Source organism: Enterobacter ludwigii (assembly GCA_023023105.1).
Classification (GTDB): Bacteria; Pseudomonadota; Gammaproteobacteria; order Enterobacterales; family Enterobacteriaceae; genus Enterobacter; species Enterobacter adelaidei.
Genome location: CP083824.1, coordinates 3,022,467 through 3,038,282, shown reverse-complemented (window position 1 = coordinate 3,038,282; position 15,816 = coordinate 3,022,467). Strand labels below are relative to the sequence as shown.

General features: G+C 50.9%; 16 protein-coding genes and 1 pseudogene. 5 read left to right on the top strand and 12 right to left on the bottom strand.

Features of this window, described 5'->3' with window-relative positions:
* Positions 1-8: 8 nt before the first annotated feature.
* The gene (locus tag LCD46_14740) at positions 9-1,115 is read right to left on the bottom strand and encodes an alkene reductase (GenBank protein UOY69334.1); all 1,107 of its coding nucleotides are present in this window, start codon (positions 1,113-1,115) and stop codon (positions 9-11) included.
* A gap of 212 nt (positions 1,116-1,327) precedes the next feature.
* On the opposite strand from LCD46_14740, the gene LCD46_14735 reads away from it, so the two are divergent.
* Positions 1,328-1,657 carry a thioredoxin family protein gene (locus tag LCD46_14735; protein UOY69333.1) on the top strand — a complete coding sequence of 110 codons (330 nt, stop codon included), beginning with the start codon at positions 1,328-1,330 and terminating at the stop codon, positions 1,655-1,657.
* A 29-nt stretch (positions 1,658-1,686) separates the two neighbouring features.
* On the opposite strand, the gene LCD46_14730 is transcribed toward LCD46_14735, so the two are convergent.
* The 4 genes from LCD46_14730 to LCD46_14715 form a co-directional block, all read right to left on the bottom strand.
* Positions 1,687-2,025, bottom strand: coding sequence for a carboxymuconolactone decarboxylase family protein (locus LCD46_14730; protein ID UOY69332.1), 339 nt, complete (start codon positions 2,023-2,025; stop codon positions 1,687-1,689).
* A gap of 4 nt (positions 2,026-2,029) precedes the next feature.
* Complete coding sequence (locus LCD46_14725; GenBank protein UOY69331.1) at positions 2,030-2,611, bottom strand: TetR/AcrR family transcriptional regulator; 582 nt, start codon at positions 2,609-2,611, stop codon at positions 2,030-2,032.
* Positions 2,612-2,752: 141 nt separating this feature from the next.
* The gene (locus LCD46_14720) at positions 2,753-3,310 is read right to left on the bottom strand and encodes an OsmC family protein (protein ID UOY69330.1); all 558 of its coding nucleotides are present in this window, start codon (positions 3,308-3,310) and stop codon (positions 2,753-2,755) included.
* A gap of 184 nt (positions 3,311-3,494) precedes the next feature.
* Positions 3,495-4,112 (bottom strand): recombinase family protein, encoded by a 618-nt coding sequence (locus LCD46_14715; protein UOY72974.1) that lies wholly within the window; start codon positions 4,110-4,112, stop codon positions 3,495-3,497.
* A 24-nt stretch (positions 4,113-4,136) separates the two neighbouring features.
* On the opposite strand from LCD46_14715, the gene LCD46_14710 reads away from it, so the two are divergent.
* Positions 4,137-4,841 carry an IS6-like element IS26 family transposase gene (locus tag LCD46_14710; GenBank protein UOY69329.1) on the top strand — a complete coding sequence of 235 codons (705 nt, stop codon included), beginning with the start codon at positions 4,137-4,139 and terminating at the stop codon, positions 4,839-4,841.
* Between the two features lie 33 nt (positions 4,842-4,874).
* On the opposite strand, the gene LCD46_14705 is transcribed toward LCD46_14710, so the two are convergent.
* Positions 4,875-7,460 (bottom strand): EAL domain-containing protein, encoded by a 2,586-nt coding sequence (locus LCD46_14705; GenBank protein ID UOY69328.1) that lies wholly within the window; start codon positions 7,458-7,460, stop codon positions 4,875-4,877.
* A 222-nt stretch (positions 7,461-7,682) separates the two neighbouring features.
* On the opposite strand from LCD46_14705, the gene LCD46_14700 reads away from it, so the two are divergent.
* A protein-coding gene (locus tag LCD46_14700) for an IS1 family transposase (protein ID UOY69327.1) occupies positions 7,683-8,380 on the top strand; the annotation gives its coding sequence in 2 pieces (ribosomal slippage) (positions 7,683-7,932 and positions 7,932-8,380; 699 coding nt in all).
* A gap of 34 nt (positions 8,381-8,414) precedes the next feature.
* On the opposite strand, the gene LCD46_14695 is transcribed toward LCD46_14700, so the two are convergent.
* From LCD46_14695 to LCD46_14685, 3 genes and pseudogenes are all read right to left on the bottom strand, one after another.
* Positions 8,415-9,644 carry an EAL domain-containing protein gene (locus LCD46_14695; protein UOY69326.1) on the bottom strand — a complete coding sequence of 410 codons (1,230 nt, stop codon included), beginning with the start codon at positions 9,642-9,644 and terminating at the stop codon, positions 8,415-8,417.
* 103 nt (positions 9,645-9,747) lie between these two features.
* Positions 9,748-10,452 carry an IS6-like element IS26 family transposase gene (locus LCD46_14690; protein ID UOY69325.1) on the bottom strand — a complete coding sequence of 235 codons (705 nt, stop codon included), beginning with the start codon at positions 10,450-10,452 and terminating at the stop codon, positions 9,748-9,750.
* 216 nt (positions 10,453-10,668) lie between these two features.
* Positions 10,669-10,844, bottom strand: a pseudogene (locus tag LCD46_14685) (integrase core domain-containing protein).
* A 54-nt stretch (positions 10,845-10,898) separates the two neighbouring features.
* On the opposite strand from LCD46_14685, the gene LCD46_14680 reads away from it, so the two are divergent.
* Both LCD46_14680 and LCD46_14675 read left to right on the top strand, forming a co-directional pair.
* Positions 10,899-11,596, top strand: a protein-coding gene (locus LCD46_14680) for an IS1 family transposase (protein ID UOY69324.1) whose coding sequence is annotated in 2 segments (ribosomal slippage) — positions 10,899-11,148 and positions 11,148-11,596 — 699 coding nt in all. Because the reading frame shifts where the segments join, the coding sequence is not laid out codon by codon here.
* A 228-nt stretch (positions 11,597-11,824) separates the two neighbouring features.
* On the top strand, positions 11,825-12,793 hold the full coding sequence (locus tag LCD46_14675; GenBank protein ID UOY69323.1) for an IS5 family transposase: 969 nt from the start codon (positions 11,825-11,827) through the stop codon (positions 12,791-12,793).
* A gap of 44 nt (positions 12,794-12,837) precedes the next feature.
* Here LCD46_14675 and LCD46_14670 read toward each other — a convergent pair whose 3' ends face one another.
* The 3 genes from LCD46_14670 to LCD46_14660 all read right to left on the bottom strand — a co-directional run bounded on the left by LCD46_14670 (position 12,838) and on the right by LCD46_14660 (position 15,778).
* Positions 12,838-13,512, bottom strand: coding sequence for a hypothetical protein (locus LCD46_14670; protein UOY69322.1), 675 nt, complete (start codon positions 13,510-13,512; stop codon positions 12,838-12,840).
* Between the two features lie 416 nt (positions 13,513-13,928).
* Positions 13,929-15,290, bottom strand: coding sequence for a tRNA 5-hydroxyuridine modification protein YegQ (gene yegQ / locus LCD46_14665; protein ID UOY69321.1), 1,362 nt, complete (start codon positions 15,288-15,290; stop codon positions 13,929-13,931).
* A 155-nt stretch (positions 15,291-15,445) separates the two neighbouring features.
* Positions 15,446-15,778, bottom strand: a complete 333-nt coding sequence (locus LCD46_14660; GenBank protein UOY69320.1) for a YegP family protein — start codon at positions 15,776-15,778, stop codon at positions 15,446-15,448.
* Between the last annotated feature and the right edge of the window lie 38 nt (positions 15,779-15,816).

Here is a 15,816-nt window from a genome sequence, read left to right as displayed (position 1 = left end):
TATGGGATTTATTGCGCCTGCCAGACCGGGTAATCGGTATAGCCTTTTTCCGGGGAACCACTGACGCCGTAGTAGGTGGCGCGGTCACTTTCTGCCAGTGGCCAGCCGTTTTGCATTCTTTCAACCAGATCCGGGTTAGCGATGTAGGGCACACCAAATGCCACCAGATCCAGCTCATCATCTTCCAGAGCCTGCTCTGCGATATCACGGGTGAAACCGCCGGCAGCGATGATGGTGCCTTTAAACGTGTTGCGAAAACGGCGGCGGAATCCTTCCGGAAGTGGCGCTTTGGTGTACACCGGCTGATAGTAAAGGTGTACGTAAGCCAGCTCCCGCTGACCGAGCGCGTCGGTGATGGCTGACCAGGTTTGCTCTTCACCTTCATACGGCGCGAGGTCATAAATGCGGCCGAACGGTGACAGGCGCACGGCAACGTGGCTGTTACCCACGGCTTCCGCCACGGCGTCAATGGTCTCCAGCAGGAAACGCTGACGATTTTCCACCGAGCCGCCGTATTCGTCAGTGCGGGTGTTCAGTTCGCTACTGAGGAACTGGTCAAAGATGAATCCGTTTGCAGCCATGATTTCCACACCGTCAAAGCCGGCTTCCATCGCCAGGCGTGCGGAGTGCACGAAGTCTGCAGTGATGCGTTTCACTTCATGCGTTTCCAGCGCGCGTGGCTGGCTTGGTACAACCGGGCCCGGTTCTCCGGATTCGGTCAGCGCAAAAACGGTGGTATTGACCGCCTGAACGGTGCCCGCTGAAACCGGCGCTATGTGGCCTGGCTGAAGAGAGACGTGAGACATACGGCCGACGTGCCAGAGCTGCGCGAAAATACGGCCACCTTTGGCGTGAACCGCTTGTGTCACCTTACGCCAGCCCTGGACGTGTTCGTCGTTGTAGATACCAGGGGTATAGAGGTAACCCCGGCCTTCTTCTGAAACCGGCATCCCTTCGGTGATGAGCAGGCCAGCAGAAGCACGCTGTGCATAGTACAAAGCCACGACCTCATCCGGCACGTCATTCATGGTGCGGGTGCGGGTCATCGGTGCCATGACTACACGGTTTTTTAACGCCAGGCCAGACAGATTGTAGGGGGTGAAAAGCTTACTCATCGTATACCTCACAGAAACAAAAAGGAGTATCCCGGCAGGGATTTGCACAACCCGGAAGTATCATCGACCGGACGTCGCGCACTGGAGTTGCATAAACATCTGATGGATGGCAATATACCAACCATCTAGTAGGTAGGTCAACGGGTGTGCCGTATTTTTTTGTCATAACGCAGCCATTTCTGAATTGTCACTCATTTTGCGAGGTCATCACCATGCGTACATTAACAGCTTATAACGAAGATAATTTCCGCCAGATAGAGCAGTACAAAGGAATATCGGTGGTACGTTTCTCTGCACCCTGGTGTCCGCCCTGTCAGGCCAGCGAAGAAATGTTCAGTCAGTTTGCAGACCGGCTCGATGGAGATATTCAGGTGGGGAAAGTCAATGTAGATCAGGCGCCGGTGCTGACAACCAAATACGAGATCTGGGGGCTGCCGTCTGTGCTGATATTTCATGAAGGGCAATTAGTTAAACGCATACCGGGTGTGAAACCTGCATCGGTATATGCTCAGGCGATTGCGGACATAAAAAAAGGGCAGTAATGCCCTTTTAACGTGGAATTTATTAATGCTTAACCGCGTGCCTGACCGACGGCATCCAGAGTGCGGGCTGAATAAATGACCGCAGCGCCAGCGTTGAGGTTAATCGCCACGCCCAGCGCTTCAGCAATTTCAGCGTCGGTTGCACCGGCTTTCACAGCGGCGTCGGCGTGAAAAGCAATGCAGCCGTCGCAGCGAGTTGTGACTGCGCACGCCAGGGCAATGAGTTCACGCACTTTTGCGCCTAAAAGGTCAGTTTTGTTACCTGCGTTGCCCAGGGCAACCACGCCTTTCATGGTCTCGGGGGTCAGTTTGCCCAACTCGCCTAAACGTTGCATTAACTCTGAGCGATAGTTGTTCCAGTCCAGCATAGTGTCATTCTCCTGAATGTGGGGTATTAAGAAGCAGTTTTATATACTTAAGGCTGTTGGTGAAGACTTCGGGTCTGGCCGTTGCATGCGCCACTACGCTTGAGCCTTCACAGACATTAATGATCATCAAAGCAATATCTGATGGTTCGGCATGGGATGAAAACTCACCTGACTCCATGCCCGCCCTGACGACTTTTGTGAGCCACTCGATTTGCATATCGAAATAAAGTGATGTCTGTACAGTAATTGCCTGAGGCAGATTGGCGGTCTCTGCTGACAACGCACAACACAGTGGCAGTAGTGAAGCTTTATGGCTTTGCGCGAAGATATCGATGTAGGCCGCAATTCTTTTCTCCGCGCTTTTCTCAGTAGCCTCTATCTGCTCAAATACGCGTTGCGTATCAGAGAACGCCTGTATTACCACCTGCTCACCCAGAATATCTTTGGTCGGGAAATGGTGATGAATACTGGCCTTGGTGATACCCACTATTTTTGATAAATCAGCATAGCTGAATGCTGAATACCCTTTTTCGCGCATCAGGTGTTCTGCTTCGCTGAGCAGCCGTTCCCGTGTCATGGTTGTCATAATTACTCCATATAATCTACTAGTTGATAGATTATATTGTTGCTATTTTTCCGTAGCAAGTTGTATCACTGACTCAGTATCGTGCAGAGCTGAACGTCACTGCCATCCTGCATTCTGAATGGCAGCATTACATCTCTGACATCACGCCAGGCGTGTAATCATTTCAACCGGATTAGCCAGAGTATCGTGGATTGGCGAATTCTTTTGCATTTCGCTGACCAGCGCTTCTAACTCCTCGCGACTGGCGGTCTTGCTCGTAAGGTGAACATCGACGCGAATAGATTTCGCACCTTTACGCACGTTGCTGTCCAGCCCAAGGAAGCCGTTGAGGTTGATATCGAAATTAAGATCCAGCTCGATACCGTCCAGGTCGATCCCTTTTTCAGCAGCCATCATGGTGAGGGTGGCGGTATAACAGCCAGCCAGCGCCTGCATGATGTATTCAGTCGGGCTCATGCCGGTATCGGTGCCGAGTAAACCTGCGGGTTCATCACCGATATTAGAAAATTTCCCCACGCGGCTGGTATCGATAACGCCGTTCTGGATTGTGGCGCCGGTCTCTGTGCGAACGGTTAATCCGCCGCTGGAACGGGCTTTCATCTGGAAAGTCAGGTTACCCAGGCCAGGCTGGCTGCGAACTGCTTCACGGGTATTGTGGATCGCAGCTGCGTCTGCAGAAGGTTTAACGGTAGTAGACATAATGGCTCCTGTAATTTCTTGATAAAAGTTATAGCTGGTGTAATCAGTGCCAACCATCTAGTTGGTAGGTTAATATCGCGAACCTCTTTTGTCTACTCTTTTATAAAAAATAGGGGGAAAAGAACCCAGAAGGCTGTTTTATTTCATAATAACCATTTGATTTTTTTATAATCTTCCCAGCCGCTCACTCTTGCAGCAATCCAGCCTTTACCCGAAGGATAGTCTGGCGGGTGGTATTAAATTCCCGGGCAATAGCACTGATACTGATGCCAGCATTTAGGCGCTCTGTCACTGTTTGCTTTTGTTCCTCGCTCAGGATGGGAGGGCGACCGAAGCGTTTTCCAGCCGCTTTTGCCCTCGCAATACCTGAATGCGTTCGCTCAAGCAGCAAATCCCGCTCAAACTCCGCTACAGCAGAAATTACCTGCATAGTCATTTTTCCGGCCGGACTGGTCAAGTCAACGCCTCCGAGTGCGAGACAATGAACGCGAATATCTAAAGCCGCCAGTTGCTCTACTGTTTTTCGGATATCCATCGCATTACGACCCAGACGGTCAAGTTTGGTGACAATCAGTACATCCCCATTTTCCATGCGATCTAGCAACCGGATAAATCCGGGGCGTTCGCTGGCAGCAACCGAGCCACTGATATGCTCCTCAATAAGTCGTTGGGATCTGATGGCAAAACCCGCCGCTTCAATTTCACGACGCTGGTTTTCTGTGGTCTGTTCCAGAGTTGAGACCCTGCAGTAGGCAAAAACACGGGCACTGTTGCAAATAGTCGGTGGTGATAAACTTATCATCCCCTTTTGCTGATGGAGCTGCACATGAACCCATTCAAAGGCCGGCATTTTCAGCGTGACATCATTCTGTGGGCCGTACGCTGGTACTGCAAATACGGCATCAGTTACCGTGAGCTGCAGGAGATGCTGGCTGAACGCGGAGTGAATGTCGATCACTCCACGATTTACCGCTGGGTTCAGCGTTATGCGCCTGAAATGGAAAAACGGCTGCGCTGGTACTGGCGTAACCCTTCCGATCTTTGCCCGTGGCACATGGATGAAACCTACGTGAAGGTCAATGGCCGCTGGGCGTATCTGTACCGGGCCGTCGACAGCCGGGGCCGCACTGTCGATTTTTATCTCTCCTCCCGTCGTAACAGCAAAGCTGCATACCGGTTTCTGGGTAAAATCCTCAACAACGTGAAGAAGTGGCAGATCCCGCGATTCATCAACACGGATAAAGCGCCCGCCTATGGTCGCGCGCTTGCTCTGCTCAAACGCGAAGGCCGGTGCCCGTCTGACGTTGAACACCGACAGATTAAGTACCGGAACAACGTGATTGAATGCGATCATGGCAAACTGAAACGGATAATCGGCGCCACGCTGGGATTTAAATCCATGAAGACGGCTTACGCCACCATCAAAGGTATTGAGGTGATGCGTGCACTACGCAAAGGCCAGGCCTCAGCATTTTATTATGGAGATCCCCTGGGCGAAATGCGCCTGGTAAGCAGAGTTTTTGAAATGTAAGGCCTTTGAATAAGACAAAAGGCTGCCTCATCGCTAACTTTGCAACAGTGCCTCTAAATTTAACACATCAAGCGCGACAGGCTTCCCGATGAAATACCCTTGCGCCTCGTCACAGTGATAATGTTTAAGCCTTTTCAACTGCTCCGCCGTTTCCACGCCTTCAGCGGTGACAGCCAGCGAATAGGCTTTGCCAAGGCCGATAATATTCTCAACGATGATTTTGGCGTTTTCCGATTCCTCCATGGCGAACACAAAAGATTTATCCAGCTTTATTCCGTCGAACGGGAAGCGTTTCAGATAGCTTAATGCCGAGTAGCCGGTTCCAAAGTCATCAATCAAAAAGCGTACGCCGATATCCTTCAGCTGCTTCATGGTTTCCAGCGTGATATCCGGATTGGAAATCGTCACGTTTTCGGTAATTTCTAACTCCAGCCGGGACGGTTTAAGCCCCGATTTTTGCAGCGCAGCCTTTACCCGTTTCGCCAGGCCACGGGTATTAAACTCCACCGCCGAAATATTGACCGAAATAACCAAATCGGGCGAGAGATGCACCATATCTTTACAGGCTTTCTCCAGCACCACATCACTCATGGCAACGATCAGGCCCGTCTCTTCCGCAAGCGGGATGAACTGATCCGGCATCAGTAAACCGAGACGCGGATGCTGCCAGCGAACCAGTGCTTCGACAGCAGCGATACGCGAGGTTTTAATGTCGTAACGGGGCTGATAAACCAGCTGAAACTGGTCTGTGCATAACGCTTCACGAAACTCTTTTTCCATTTCCCGGCGCTGAATTAAGTACTCGCCCATGTTGGGTTCGTAAAACACCCAGTTATTGCGACCGGTATTTTTCGCTTTATACAATGCGATATCGGATAACCGAATCAGATCGCTGGCGTTCATTGCATCCTGAGGCGCCAGTGCAATCCCCATACTCACGCTGATATACACTTCATTGCCGTTAACGATAAAAGGCCGGCTTATTTCACTGGCAATGCGCTGGCAGAGCGTCTCTATGTCTTTACGCACATAAATATCCGGCAGAATAAGGATAAACTCATCTCCGCCCTGCCGGGCAACCAGATCGATTTTACGGGTACAGGACCGCAACCGGCTGGCGACTTCATTGAGTAACGCATCGCCCGCATTGTGGCCGAATAAATCATTTACCGGTTTGAATTTATCCAGGTCGAGGCTGATCATGGCCAGGGGATGATCCGGATCGGGTAAAGAACGCAGCTCACTTTCCAGAAACTCTTTCATTCTGACCCGGTTTGGTAGGCCGGTTAATTCATCATGCCGCGATAAATACTCGGCACGCTCCTGCGCCTCCACTTCCAGAGTGACATCGGTCATCGTACCGCGAAAGCCCATAGAACCATCATCCATAATGGCGCGCTTCGCCACCACATTGCAGTAACGCTGATGGCCCTGAGCTGAGAAATAGCGGGCCTTTTTGAGCGTGTAATTACTGCTCGTCTGCGGATTCAGCAGCCAGTGATGAAAAAGGATTTTGTCGCTGTGGATGAAATCCAACATGTTCCGCCCAAGCCAGTCGTCAGAATGATGACCGGTAACGCCGGAAAAACGGTCGGATAACCACGTTAGCCGTGCCTCGCTGTCCGCTTCCCAAATCCAGTCGGTGGTGGCTTCAATGACGTCGCGAAAGCGTCGTTCACTTGCCGTAAGCGCTTGTCGGCTTTGCTCAAGCAGGAAAACATTTTCGTCATTAATTTGCGCTTTGATTAACGCACCACGCCGCATCAACCAGGTAAATGCAATGGTCGATAACATCAGAATGATGATTAACGGCAGCTCCCGGTTCATCAGCGCTCTGCCCGGATCGTCGCTTAGCCACTCAATCAGAACATCGCCATTATCAATGGGTAAAATAAGCTGAGCTTCCCGGTAGTCGGCTTTCAGGTGTGGCTCCATTCTGCCGAACGTATGCGCATTATGAATGCCGTATTCGTTGCCCATTTTCTCCAGTTTAACGGGCGTTAACACGTCGGCGAAAATCAGTACCGAGGCATCTTCCGCCACCGGCGTGATGCTTTCATCGTCTCCCGACGTGATCCGGGCCGCCGCCAGTAAGGTGAGTTGCCCGTTGGTCATCATAAGGCGTGAGACGGCTTTACCCTGGCTTTGTGAGAGGTCGTTAAAAAGTTCTTTGGTGATGTTCCGGTTAAGCCATTTCTCGAAAGGCTGGCTGACAAGATTTCCTTCAATGACGCTATAACGCGTCTCCCCGGCGGGAGACAAAACAAATACGCCTTCATACTGGTAATTCGTGTAAAGCGATTCACCAAGGTTCTGGCTGTCCCATGCCCATTTAACATTCACCTGCTTGTGCAAATTATTATACGCTTCGCCCCAGTCGGCATTATCCATTAAATTTGTGCGTATCTTTTCCTGCCGGTTAGTGAGGGCTTTTTGCAAAAGTAAACTGCTGCGCGCGTCTGCTTTATTATTAAGATTATCCGCGATATATAAAAGATTCACTATTGCCGCCAGAAAGAGACTGCTCAGCAACGCCGCGGTAATAATAAAATTTTTCTTTACTATGCCACTGGTTTCTCCTGAAAAACTACTTACTTTGTTGAAGCGCTGCCAGTTCATTTTCCCCATCTCTTAACGGGTGAGAGTCCATTGGCCTGAAATAGGCACAGCCCGCAGAGGCAGTATCGGCAGAAACGGATTTTTATTTAGTGCCAGCTTTCTGTTTTGCTAAGGAAGGTGCGAATAAGGGCACTGTTGCAAAGTTAGCGATGAGGCAGCCTTTTGTCGGTGATGCTGCCAACTTACTGATTTAGTGTATGATGGTGTTTTTGAGGTGCTCCAGTGGCTTCTGTTTCTATCAGCTGTCCCTCCTGTTCAGCTACTGACGGGGTGGTGCGTAACGGCAAAAGCACTGCCGGACATCAGCGCTATCTCTGCTCTCACTGCCGTAAAACATGGCAACTGCAGTTCACTTACACCGCTTCTCAACCCGGTACGCACCAGAAAATCATTGATATGGCCATGAATGGCGTTGGATGCCGGGCAACCGCCCGCATTATGGGCGTTGGCCTCAACACGATTTTCCGCCATTTAAAAAACTCAGGCCGCAGTTGGTAACCTCGCGCATACAGCCGGGCAGTGACGTCATCGTCTGCGCGGAAATGGACGAACAGTGGGGATACGTCGGGGCTAAATCGCGCCAGCGCTGGCTGTTTTACGCGTATGACAGGCTCCGGAAGACGGTTGTTGCGCACGTATTCGGTGAACGCACTATGGCGACGCTGGGGCGTCTTATGAGCCTGCTGTCACCCTTTGACGTGGTGATATGGATGACGGATGGCTGGCCGCTGTATGAATCCCGCCTGAAGGGAAAGCTGCACGTAATCAGCAAGCGATATACGCAGCGAATTGAGCGGCATAACCTGAATCTGAGGCAGCACCTGGCACGGCTGGGACGGAAGTCGCTGTCGTTCTCAAAATCGGTGGAGCTGCATGACAAAGTCATCGGGCATTATCTGAACATAAAACACTATCAATAAGTTGGAGTCATTACCTGTCTTGTGATAAATATCCTTAACAGACGGCGAGCTCGTCCGCCCATTTTGTTGCGGCCTGCATGGTTTCTATAACAGTGAACTCGCTGATATTGAGGGTATTACATATTTTCGCGGTTTCCTCCCAGTTAAGTTTCTCATAACATAACGACAGGGTCAGTATGTCAAAAAGTTCACCTTTATGTTCACAAAGCGCGGCAGTTACGTTTTGCGGGATTGAAATCTGTTTAATTAAATCGTCCATGGGGAGTTCAAGAATGACATCCAGCAATGAAAACAGACCGCATATAAATGCGTTATAGGATAATGAAACATTATTTATTTTTCCGGCAATTAATTCGCAGAATTTTCCGCGAACCATGCTCAGATGATAAAGTTCACTGATGCCGGAACGCCCCATATTTGAAAGGGCGGCCACCGCAACAAACCGCCGGAGTTCATTGCCCCCCAGATACATCAGCATTTCTTTCAGGGTAAGATTGTCCGCCTGAATTATGCCATGTGATTTAAACAGCATGTTTCTGACGTAGCGCATGATTTTATATGACAGCGTCAGATCGGTTTTAAGCAGACGTTCGACCGCGGCAAAGTCCAGGTTTTCCCTGTTCACCTCCATCATCAGCCTGGAGAGTGGCAGGGGGTTCTGGGAAAGGCATTTATTTCTGAGGATTTCCGGGCGACTGAAGAAAAATCCCTGGAAAAGCGCGAAACCCGCCCGGCTGTAAAGCTCAAACTCGTCCCTTGTTTCCACTTTTTCAGCAAGGAATTTTATGCCCTGCAGAAGCTGACTTTTTCTGTGGATATATTGCCGGATATCTTCATAGTCATTGTCTCTGACATCAAATTTGATGACAGAAATATACTGCATAAAGCGGTCCCATTCATCATCCATCGTGAAATCATCGAGCGCAAGCTGGTAACCCCTGTCGTGCATATCCTTTACGGCACAGAAAAGCGCATCATCCGGGACTGCATTTTCCAGAATTTCGATGACCACTTTTTCATTCGGCAGCGTATTGCCCAGTCCGTTAATGATCATCTGGTGCGGCACATTAATAAAAGAACTGTGATTGTTGGCTATACGGGGAACAGGGATGCATAAAAACTGGTCAGAAATCATTCTGGACGTGGCGTATTCTGGTGAAACATCGGGAAAGGCATTGTTCATTCCGTCCCTGAAAAGCAGCTCATAAGCGACGGTCTGCATTTTTGTGTCAAAAATAGGCTGGCGTGCGATAAATGAATACATATTCCCGGTCCCCAGGTCAGCGTTATAATTTTTAGAAATGTAACCTTTCCAGGCACTGTTGCAAAGTTAGCGATGAGGCAGCCTTTTGTCTTATTCAAAGGCCTTACATTTCAAAAACTCTGCTTACCAGGCGCATTTCGCCCAGGGGATCTCCATAATAAAATGCTGAGGCCTGGCCTTTGCGTAGTGCACGCATCACCTCAATACCTTTGATGGTGGCGTAAGCCGTCTTCATGGATTTAAATCCCAGCGTGGCGCCGATTATCCGTTTCAGTTTGCCATGATCGCATTCAATCACGTTGTTCCGGTACTTAATCTGTCGGTGTTCAACGTCAGACGGGCACCGGCCTTCGCGTTTGAGCAGAGCAAGCGCGCGACCATAGGCGGGCGCTTTATCCGTGTTGATGAATCGCGGGATCTGCCACTTCTTCACGTTGTTGAGGATTTTACCCAGAAACCGGTATGCAGCTTTGCTGTTACGACGGGAGGAGAGATAAAAATCGACAGTGCGGCCCCGGCTGTCGACGGCCCGGTACAGATACGCCCAGCGGCCATTGACCTTCACGTAGGTTTCATCCATGTGCCACGGGCAAAGATCGGAAGGGTTACGCCAGTACCAGCGCAGCCGTTTTTCCATTTCAGGCGCATAACGCTGAACCCAGCGGTAAATCGTGGAGTGATCGACATTCACTCCGCGTTCAGCCAGCATCTCCTGCAGCTCACGGTAACTGATGCCGTATTTGCAGTACCAGCGTACGGCCCACAGAATGATGTCACGCTGAAAATGCCGGCCTTTGAATGGGTTCATGTGCAGCTCCATCAGCAAAAGGGGATGATAAGTTTATCACCACCGACTATTTGCAACAGTGCCACTCGACGATGAGTTGGTAAAGCACTACGGTGGAGCACAGGCCGCTCAAAAAAACCACAAGAGGGATTAGCCTCGGCGACAGTCGGCTTGGTTTGCCAGAGGGGATCATTCGCTATGCCGTCTTGTTGATTTCCCAAAGCTTAAACTTAAAATCTACTGGATTTGACCCCATAGGTCCAGACACTTTTTCCCGCTTAGGATTGTGATACCCGACTGCGCAGAAATTCCCGGGGTGAACGGTATCCCAAGGCGCTGTGCGGGTGGTGCTCGTTATAATGCTCAAACGCGATAGCCAAATTGCCTACCGCTGTTCGGCTATCCGGTTTTGGGTAATGGTGCCAACTTACTGATTTAGTGTACGATGGTGTTTTTGAGGTGCTCCCGTGGCTTCCATCTCCATCAGTTGTCCCTCCTGCTCAGCTACTGAAGGCGTGGTGCGTAACGGTAAAAGTACTGCCGGACATCAGCGCTATCTCTGCTCTCACTGCCGTAAAACATGGCAACTGCAGTTCACTTACACCGCTTCTCAACCCGGTACGCACCAGAAAATCATTGATATGGCCATGAATGGTGTTGGATGCCGGGCAACCGCCCGCATTATGGGCGTTGGCCTCAACACGATTTTACGTCACTTAAAAAACTCAGGCCGCAGTCGGTAACCTCGCGCATACAGCCGGGCAGTGATGTGATTGTCTGCGCTGAAATGGACGAACAGTGGGGCTACGTCGGTGCTAAATCACGTCAGCGCTGGCTGTTTTACGCGTATGACAGGATACGGAGGACGGTTGTGGCGCACGTCTTCGGTGAACGCACTCTGGCCACACTGGAGCGTCTTCTGAGCCTGCTGTCGGCCTTTGAGGTCGTGGTATGGATGACGGATGGCTGGCCGCTGTATGAATCCCGCCTGAAGGGAAAGCTGCACGTAATCAGCAAGCGTTACACTCAGCGAATTGAGCGGCATAACCTGAATCTGAGACAACATCTGGCAAGGCTGGGACGGAAGTCACTGTCGTTCTCAAAATCGGTGGAGCTGCATGACAAGGTCATCGGGCATTATCTGAACATAAAACACTATCAGTAAGTTGGAGTCATTACCCCGGTTCTAAATGAAATAAGTATTTCTATATATTTCAGTAGGTAACCAATAATTAAATCGCTCACTATTCATACTGGTGTAAAACCCTGCATGCCGTGTATTATTTGGTTTTTTGTGTTAGTTATCCACATTAAGTTGATTCTTAGGTTGATGTTCAACGTAATGAGTTGCTATTAACTACGGCTTTGTTGAATAAATCGAACTTTTGCTGAGTTGAAGGATCAGATCACGCATCCTCCCGACAACACAGACCATTCCGTGGCAAAGCAAAAGTTCAGAATCACCAACTGGTCCACCTACAACAAAGCTCTCATCAACCGTGGCTCCCTCACTTTCTGGCTGGATGATGAGGCGATTCAGGCCTGGTATGAGTCGGCAACGCCTTCATCACGAGGAAGGCCCCAGCGCTATTCTGATCTCGCCATCACCACCGTTCTGGTGATTAAACGCGTATTCCGGCTGACCCTGCGGGCTGCGCAGGGTTTTATTGATTCCATTTTTGCCCTGATGAACGTTCCGTTGCGCTGCCCGGATTACACCAGTGTCAGTAAGCGGGCAAAGTCGGTTAATGTCAGTTTCAAAACGTCCACCCGGGGTGAAATCGCACACCTGGTGATTGATTCCACCGGGCTGAAGGTCTTTGGTGAAGGCGAATGGAAAGTCAGAAAGCACGGCAAAGAGCGCCGTCGTATCTGGCGAAAGTTGCATCTTGCTGTTGACAGCAACACACATGAAGTTGTCTGTGCAGACCTGTCGCTGAATAACGTCACGGACTCAGAAGCCTTCCCGGGCCTTATCCGGCAGACTCACAGAAAAATCAGGGCAGCCGCGGCAGACGGGGCTTACGATACCCGGCTCTGTCACGATGAACTGCGCCGCAAAAAAATCAGCGCGCTTATTCCTCCCCGAAAAGGAGCAGGTTACTGGCCCGGTGAGTACGCAGACCGCAACCGTGCCGTTGCTAATCAGCGGCTGAGCGGAAGCAATGCACGGTGGAAATGGACAACGGAATATAACCGTCGCTCGATAGCGGAAACGGCAATGTACAGAATGAAGCAGTTGTTGGGAGATTCACTGACGCTGCGTGACTACGATGGTCAGGTAGCGGAAGCTATGGCCATGGTGCGTGCGTTGAACAGGATGACAAAGGCTGGGATGCCAGAAAGCGTGCGTATTGCCTGAAAATCCAGCCAGCTACAGGGTCGTTCGCACGAAATCTTATTTATTCAACAAAGCCGCAAAGAGAGTAAACTTTCAGATGTCGAGCGATTGAGAAGACGGTAGGTTAATACAGCGCTTTTTAGACCCGCGGCAGCCCCGGCAAGTGAAATTGCATCGAGAGCGGTATTGGTTGCGGTATACCACTCCTGGGAATCCATCCACGCTATATAGTCATTATGATTCATGGCAATAAGTGACAATCGGCCAAGCCCGTTTGCACACTGAATTCCTGTTGCCACACCACCGGCGACAATCACAGCGGCAACAGCGCCGGAGGAGCCTGCGGTGAGAGGAATGGCCATACCTGCACCTGCGGCGAGGACGACAGTAAGAATTGCGGCTCCGCAAGAAATCGCCGTAGAACCGATCTCGGTCGCTAATGAAGGTGACTGAATCGTAGTCGTCGTAGCCTGGATGGGATTATTCGAAGAGGCATTCACTTTAGTTATGACTACATGACTTACCGAGCTTTCGTTTGGTGTTGCAATCCGTCTTGAGGGTCTTACCAGCCACTGGCGCGCACCGTCTGAATAGATGATCCCAACCTGACTAAAGTTTCGGCTGCAGTCCAACTGACTGGCAAGGGCGGTGAAATTTATATCGCCACCGGAGGCAAGACCAAGACTGCGTGCGAGTTCGTAATCCGGAATATCCTTTGAAATCTGACCAGGAAATGCCATGTTGTCTCTCCATCCATGTGAAATCGTATAGTGCTAAGAAATCAAGAGTAAAGGGCATGTCATGGTTGGGGGTTAGGAATTCTCCGAATAGCATGCCTTTCTGCCAGATCCAACAAAAAGTGCGATGTATGTCATATCCCCCTGATTTTCACAAAAGGTGTTCCCGCAGACGCAGCCCCGACTCTACACTCTTCATACGGTGGGTCTTTGCAGTTTAAATCTTAATAAGTGGACTGAATTTTACAAAAAAATAAGCCCGCGTAAGGGAGATTACGCAGGCTAAGGAGGTGGTTCCTGGTACAGCTAGCATTTATGGGTTATGTTTTTCAGCGCTGAGGATAATACCCGTATTGAACGAAGCGGTATGTGATCCGATTCTAAGAATTATCCCAGCGTGAAAAAATTCCCCTGATTAACTATTTGCTGTGTGGGTTTCGGGTGCTTTCGCCATCGAAATTACGCATCAGCAGTGCGAACTTCAGCTCCACCTCTTCCGGAACCGGCAACCAGACGGTATGACCGTCACCCGGTGCAACTTCAATCGCTTCGCCTTTACCGTTTTCCAGGTGTTCCAGCGTGAAGTTCATGTTGCCCTGCGGGGTCATCAGCTCCAGGCTGTCGCCTTTGGTGAACTTGTTTTTCACCGCCACAGCCGCCAGCGCGCCTTTGCGCTCGCCGGTGAAGTCACCGACAAACTGCTGGCGCTCGGAAACGGAGTAGCCGTGCTCGTAGTTCTGGTAGTCGTCGTGGGTGTGACGGCGCAGGAAGCCTTCGGTATAGCCGCGATGCGCCAAGCCTTCCAGGGTTTCCAGCAGGCTGGTATCGAACGGTTTACCGGCTGCTGCATCGTCGATGGCCTTGCGGTAGACCTGGGCGGTACGCGCGCAGTAGTAATAGGATTTGGTGCGGCCCTCAATTTTCAGTGAGTGCACGCCCATCTGGGTCAGACGCTCGACGTGGGCGATGGCGCGCAGATCTTTTGAGTTCATGATGTAAGTGCCGTGCTCGTCTTCAAAAGCGGTCATGTACTCGCCCGGACGTTTGGCTTCTTCAATCATAAACACGCTGTCGGTTGGCGCGCCGATGCCCAGCGTAGGCTCAACGTTGGTCACCGGAATCGGCTCATGCTTATGAACGATGTTGCCGATGTCATCTTCTTTACCTTCCTGGACGTTATACTCCCAGCGGCAGGCGTTGGTGCAGGTGCCCTGGTTCGGGTCGCGCTTGTTGATATAACCGGAGAGCAGGCAGCGGCCGGAGTAGGCCATGCACAGCGCGCCGTGAACGAAGATTTCGATTTCCATATCCGGCACCTGGGTGCGGATCTCTTCGATCTCTTCCAGCGAAAGCTCGCGGGACAGAATAACGCGGGTCAGTCCCATCTGTTTCCAGAACTTCACCGTCGCCCAGTTAACGGCGTTAGCCTGTACGGAGAGGTGAATATCCATCTCCGGGAAGTGCTCCCGAACCAGCATGATTAAACCCGGGTCCGACATGATCAGCGCGTCCGGCCCCATATCCACCACCGGCTTCAGGTCACGGATGAACGTTTTCAGCTTGGCGTTGTGCGGCGCGATGTTCACCACCACGTAGAATTTTTTACCCAGAGCATGCGCTTCGTTGATGCCAAGCTGGAGGTTTTCGTGGTTGAATTCGTTGTTGCGCACGCGCAGCGAGTAGCGAGGCTGGCCCGCGTAGACAGCATCGGCACCATAAGCGAAAGCGTAACGCATATTTTGCAGCGTTCCCGCCGGGGAAAGGAGTTCCGGTTTAAACATGTTTGTTCTCGTTCTGATGACAGGTCAGATCCGCGTACACCCGGTGCAGCGGTAAGGGGAGATCCCCCACTTTAAGGGCGGGCATTGTAGCGCTGCGGGACGGGGAGGTAAAGCGCCGGGGCGTTACGCCACTAACCCGGCGAGTATAAACTGTGTCAGGCGTTGTCTTTTACGGTCTGGCTCGGACCATTAGTTTTCACTGATGCAATGCCCTTATCCCGCGATTGCTCAGATGCGTACATCTGGCTGGTGCCAATTACCTGATGATTGCCCGCTTTGAGGTTGAAATAAAATTTGCCGTTAGAGGCTGTTTTCTTCTCATAACGTTCCTCCAGCGGGCTGTTTGAGCGCACGGAGGCAATACCGTTCTCAGCGGCACTTTTGGTGGTGTACAGCTCACTGGTAAGAATGGTTTCTGCGTTCCCTGCTTTAAGAACAAACCTGAACTGACCATCACTGCTTTTGCTTAATTCGAACCAACCAGACATAAGAACTCCTTGATCGAAAGTGAATTTATCAGTGCCGA

Bases quoted from the DNA above. Each gene is read 5' to 3' on its own strand.
- LCD46_14735 (UOY69333.1), top strand. From the start codon at position 1,328: ATGCGTACATTAACAGCTTATAACGAAGATAATTTCCGCCAGATAGAG.
- LCD46_14690 (UOY69325.1), bottom strand. From the start codon at position 10,452: ATGAACCCATTCAAAGGCCGGCATTTTCAGCGTGACATCATTCTGTGG.
- LCD46_14720 (UOY69330.1), bottom strand. From the start codon at position 3,310: ATGTCTACTACCGTTAAACCTTCTGCAGACGCAGCTGCGATCCACAAT.
- LCD46_14670 (UOY69322.1), bottom strand. From the start codon at position 13,512: ATGGCATTTCCTGGTCAGATTTCAAAGGATATTCCGGATTACGAACTC.
- yegQ (UOY69321.1), bottom strand. From the start codon at position 15,290: ATGTTTAAACCGGAACTCCTTTCCCCGGCGGGAACGCTGCAAAATATG.
- LCD46_14710 (UOY69329.1), top strand. From the start codon at position 4,137: ATGAACCCATTCAAAGGCCGGCATTTTCAGCGTGACATCATTCTGTGG.
- LCD46_14725 (UOY69331.1), bottom strand. From the start codon at position 2,611: ATGACAACCATGACACGGGAACGGCTGCTCAGCGAAGCAGAACACCTG.
- LCD46_14660 (UOY69320.1), bottom strand. From the start codon at position 15,778: ATGTCTGGTTGGTTCGAATTAAGCAAAAGCAGTGATGGTCAGTTCAGG.
- LCD46_14705 (UOY69328.1), bottom strand. From the start codon at position 7,460: ATGAACTGGCAGCGCTTCAACAAAGTAAGTAGTTTTTCAGGAGAAACC.
- LCD46_14695 (UOY69326.1), bottom strand. From the start codon at position 9,644: ATGTATTCATTTATCGCACGCCAGCCTATTTTTGACACAAAAATGCAG.
- LCD46_14730 (UOY69332.1), bottom strand. From the start codon at position 2,025: ATGCTGGACTGGAACAACTATCGCTCAGAGTTAATGCAACGTTTAGGC.
- LCD46_14740 (UOY69334.1), bottom strand. From the start codon at position 1,115: ATGAGTAAGCTTTTCACCCCCTACAATCTGTCTGGCCTGGCGTTAAAA.
- LCD46_14715 (UOY72974.1), bottom strand. From the start codon at position 4,112: ATGATAAGTTTATCACCACCGACTATTTGCAACAGTGCCCGTGTTTTT.